Here is a 4,590-nt window from a genome sequence, read left to right as displayed (position 1 = left end):
CGACGGACAACCACCGGACGTGGTCTACCGCGCCGGCACGACGATCATGCAACCCGACCAGGAGGCCCAGAGAGTAGCTTAGAAAACGCCAGATCCTGTCCAAGGATCGGGGAGCACCTCACTCGAACACATCTCCGGCTTCTTCAAGCGCATGCAATTCTTTGGCGTGGAGATCATCACGAAAGCCGAGGGGACGATCACGGAGTTCCATATCGGCCTCGGCGGCACGATGAACGCCTTGTTCCTCAAAAACCTCGCCCAGAAGACCCATCGGGGCCTCGAAGGCCGTGTCCGCAGCGGCAAGTCGGCCAGGGGCAAGAGCTACGGCTACGACGTCGTCAGGACGGCGCTTCCGGACGGGACGCTCACCGCCGGCGACCTCGCTGTAAACGCTTCCGAAGCCGAGGTCGTCCGGCGGGTCTTCTCGGCCTATGCCGCTGGACAAAGCGCCCGAAGCATCGCGATCGAACTCAACGCCGAGGTCATCGCCGCGCCGCGCGGATCGTCGTGGTCCTTCTCGACGATCTCGGGAAACTGAAGCGCGGGACGGGCATCCTGAACAACGAGCTCTACATCGGCGCGCGGATCTGGAACCGGCAGCGCTTCGTGAAGGATCCGGGCAGCGGAAAGCGCCAAGCCTTTCCCAATCCTCCGGAGGCCTGGATCCGCGAAGACGTCCCGGACCTGCGCATCGTCGATCAGGATCTTTGGGACGAGGTGAAGGCCCGGCAGGGAGCCACGCGGTCCGAGATCTTCGAGGCGCGCGATCGAGGTGATGGTCCCCAAGCACACAAGGCTCGGCGGGCGCAGTACCTTCTGACGGGAACGGCCGAGTGCGGGATGTGCGGGGCCAACTACATCATGATCAGCGCGGAGCGAATGGGATGCTCGGCGGCGCGCAATCGGGGGACCTGCGAGAACCGCAAGACCCTGAAGCGTGTCGATCTCGAGGAACGCGTCCTGGGCGGGCTACGCAAACGCCTCATGGCCCCGGACATGATCCGGACCTTCATCGAGACGTTCCAGGAAGAGGCGAAGCGGGATCGACGGTCTTCCGAAGCCGATCGCGCGAAGGCGAAGCAGGAACTGACCAAGGTCAAAGGTGAGATCGACAACATCGTCGAGGCCATCGCCCAAGGCATGTTCCAGTCGAGCATGAAGGCGAAGATCGACGGGCTGGAGACGCGCAAGGCCGAGTTGGAAGCCGCATTGGCCGCCCTGCCCGCTGAGGAACCCGTGCTCCTGCACCCAGGACTGGCGGACGTGTTCGCGAGGAAGGTCGAGGGTCTGATTGCGGCTCTGAATGAGGAGGGCGCGAAGACCGAAGCCGGCGAGCTGATCCGTGGGCTGATCGATCGGATCGTACTGACGCCGGACACGGATGCGCCGAATGGGCACGTCGTCGCGCTTCAGGGGGAGCTGGCGGGTATTCTGGGGCTGTGCGGCAAGTACAGCAGCGGCCCGGCCATGGCTCGCCGATCGGGCGTTCGTTCTTGGCAAGGGACGGTGGTTGCGGGAGTAGGATTTGAACCTACGACCTTCAGGTTATGAGCCTGACGAGCTACCGAGCTGCTCCATCCCGCGACACTTTTTGCGCTACCGCCCGGAGGGGCTGCTTGAGCGCTGTGTTTTGCGCTCCCGCCCGGAGGGTGGTTTGAGCGCGGTGTCTTGTCATCGTTTTTCGAGAGATATCGGGTGTGTTTGTTAGGTTTGGCGGTGACCTACTCTCCCACGCCTTAAGACGCAGTACCATCGGCGCTACAGCACTTAACGGCCGGGTTCGGGATGGGACCGGGTGTTTTGCTTGCGCTATGACCACCAAACCGAACAAACACACCCACCGGCCTCGCAAAGCGAGGTCCGGAGTGGGATGAGCGTCCTTCGAAGAAGGGCGCGGTCCCACCCGCTGGCCGCTTTACGCGCCGGGATGTCACATCGGTTTCCAAGCCAAGCATCTGAGTGTGGTGTGTATGCTCTTGATCTTGCATGGCGTGCGCCTCGCGGGCACGCCGGAGCCAGTCTGCTACTGGATCAAATCAAGCCTATCGGACAATTAGTACCGGTCAACTGAACGCATTGCTGCGCTTACATCTCCGGCCTATCGACGTGGTGGTCTGCCACGGTCCTCAGGGATACCTTGTTTTGAGGGGGGCTTCCCGCTTAGATGCCTTCAGCGGTTATCCTGTCCGATCATAGCTACCCAGCATTGCCATTGGCATGACAACTGGTCCACCAGTGGATCGTTCACCCCGGTCCTCTCGTACTAGGGGCAACTCCTCTCAAGTATCCTACACCCACGGAAGATAGGGACCGAACTGTCTCACGACGTTCTAAACCCAGCTCACGTACCTCTTTAAACGGCGAACAGCCGTACCCTTGGGACCTGCTCCAGCCCCAGGATGAGATGAGCCGACATCGAGGTGCCAAACGATGCCGTCGATATGGACTCTTGGGCATCATCAGCCTGTTATCCCCGGCGTACCTTTTATCCGTTGAGCGATGGCCCTCCCACTTGGGACCACCGGATCACTATGGCCGTCTTTCGACTCTGCTCGACTTGTCAGTCTCGCAGTCAGGCTGGCTTCTGCCATTGCACTCAACGAGCGATGTCCGACCGCTCTGAGCCAACCTTCGCGCGCCTCCGTTACTCTTTAGGAGGCGACCGCCCCAGTCAAACTACCCGCCACAGAGGGTCCCGGATCCGGATGACGGACCGCGGTTAGATATCAAGCGAGGCAAGGGTGGTATCTCAAGGAAGGCTCCACGCAAACTGGCGTTCACGCTTCGAAGCCTACCACCTATCCTGCACATGCCTGGCCTGATACCAGTCTGAAGCTGTAGTAAAGGTGCACGGGGTCTTTCCGTCTAACCGCGGGTAACCTGCATCTTGACAGGTAATTCAATTTCGCTGAGTCGATGTTGGAGACAGCGGGGAAGTCGTTACGCCATTCGTGCAGGTCGGAACTTACCCGACAAGGAATTTCGCTACCTTAGGACCGTTATAGTTACGGCCGCCGTTTACCTGGGCTTCAATTCAGAGCTTGCACTCCTCCTTTTAACCTTCAGGCACCGGGCAGGCGTCAGACCCTATACGTCGTCTTGCGACTTCGCAGAGCCCTGTGTTTTTAGTAAACAGTCGCCACCCCCTGGTTTGTGCCCCCAGCCCCTAGTTGCCTAGGAACCGGGCCTCCTTCTCGCGAACTTACGGAGGTATTTTGCCGAGTTCCTTCAACATCGTTCTCTCAAGCGCCTTGGTATTCTCTACCAGTCCACCTGTGTCGGTTTCGGGTACGATCTCATGTGAGGCTATTTCCAGGAACCGCTCAGCTGCCCATCCAATCCGATAAGGATGAACAACACCTGCGATCCGTCACTTCTCACTGGCCCGGGAATATTAACCCGGTTCCCATCGACTACGCCTTTCGGCCTCGCCTTAGGGGTCGGCTTACCCTGCTCAGATTAGCTTTAAGCAGGAACCCTTGGACTTTCGGCGACAGGGTCTCTCACCCTGTTTGTCGCTACTCATGTCATCATTCTCGCTAGTGATCTCTCCACCCGATGGCTCACGCCCGGGCTTCATCGAAAGCTCCACGCTTCCAGGGCACCCCGAGAGGTGCCAAAGAAGCAAAGAGCTATGTCACACTACGCTCCGCTACCATGCACTATGTGCATCCTCGGCTTCGGCTCATGGCTTGAGCCCCGTTACATCTTCGCCGCAGGACAACTTGTTTAGACCAGTGAGCTGTTACGCTATCTTTAAAGGATGGCTGCTTCTAAGCCAACCTCCTGGTTGTTTTGGTCGTCCCACCTGCTTTCCCACTTAGCCATGAATTAGGGGCCTTAGCCGGAGGTCAGGGTTGTTTCCCTCTTCACGACGGACGTTAGCATTCGCCGTGTGTCTGCCATCTAGTACTCCCGGGTATTCGGAGTTTGGTTAGGATCAGTAAGCCTGTGGGGCCCCATTACCCATCCAGTGCTCTACCCCCCGGGGTATTCGGATGACGCTCTACCTAAATAGATTTCGCGGAGAACCAGCTATCTCCGAGTTTGATTGGCCTTTCACCCCTAGGCACAACTCATCCCGACCTTTTTCAACAGGTGTGGGTTCGGTCCTCCAGTTGGTGTTACCCAACCTTCAACCTGGTCATGCCTAGATCACTCGGTTTCGGGTCTGATCCCACGAACTAAAACGCCCTATTAAGACTCGCTTTCGCTGCGCCTACACCTATCGGCTTAAGCTTGCTCGTAAGACCAAGTCGATGACCCATTATACAAAAGGTACGCGGTCAGGCCTCAAGGGCCCTCCCACTGCTTGTAGGCGTCCGGTTTCAGGTACTGTTTCACTCCCCTCGTCGGGGTGCTTTTCACCTTTCCCTCACGGTACTGGTTCGCTATCGGTCAGCAAGGAGTACTTAGCCTTCGAAGGTGGTCCTCCGATCTTCAGACAGGATTTCACGTGTCCCGCCCTACTTAATACGTCCCTCAAAGCTTCTCATACGGGGCTGTCACCCACTCTGGCGGACCTTCCCAGGTCCTTCTGATCACTTATCAGGCTCGGCTGGTCCCCGTTCGCTCGCCGCTACTAGGGGA

Annotated in this window: 2 protein-coding genes, 1 tRNA gene and 2 rRNA genes (1 of these 5 cut by a window edge); 2 read left to right on the top strand and 3 right to left on the bottom strand. The window is 58.6% G+C overall.

Translation table 11 applies throughout. The features are described 5' to 3' along the window. Positions 1-151: 151 nt before the first annotated feature. Together HSX43_RS20035 and HSX43_RS20030 are read left to right on the top strand one after the other, a co-directional pair. A complete protein-coding gene (locus tag HSX43_RS20035; protein WP_179380898.1) occupies positions 152-538 on the top strand; it encodes a recombinase family protein in 387 nt (128 codons plus the stop codon). Further along, positions 508-1,551 carry a recombinase family protein gene (locus HSX43_RS20030; protein WP_407929384.1) on the top strand — a complete coding sequence of 348 codons (1,044 nt, stop codon included), beginning with the start codon at positions 508-510 and terminating at the stop codon, positions 1,549-1,551. Before HSX43_RS20035 ends, HSX43_RS20030 begins: the two co-directional genes overlap by 31 nt. Here HSX43_RS20030 and HSX43_RS14740 read toward each other — a convergent pair. The 3 genes from HSX43_RS14740 to HSX43_RS14730 form a co-directional block, all read right to left on the bottom strand. Next, a tRNA-Met gene (locus tag HSX43_RS14740) sits at positions 1,508-1,584 on the bottom strand. The genes HSX43_RS20030 and HSX43_RS14740 overlap by 44 nt on opposite strands. Before the next feature lie 124 nt (positions 1,585-1,708). Then, a 5S ribosomal RNA gene (gene rrf, locus HSX43_RS14735) occupies positions 1,709-1,823 on the bottom strand. Between the two features lie 209 nt (positions 1,824-2,032). After that, positions 2,033-4,590, bottom strand: a 23S ribosomal RNA gene (locus tag HSX43_RS14730) (it continues 272 nt past the right edge of the window).

This window comes from Jannaschia marina (assembly GCF_013404595.1).
GTDB lineage: Bacteria > Pseudomonadota > Alphaproteobacteria > Rhodobacterales > Rhodobacteraceae > Jannaschia > Jannaschia marina.
This window is presented reverse-complemented; position numbering and strand designations above follow the sequence as displayed.

What these genes read in the sequence shown, in the direction of transcription:
- HSX43_RS20035 (WP_179380898.1), top strand. Translation starts at nt 152, where the DNA reads ATGCAATTCTTTGGCGTGGAGATCATCACGAAAGCCGAGGGGACGATC.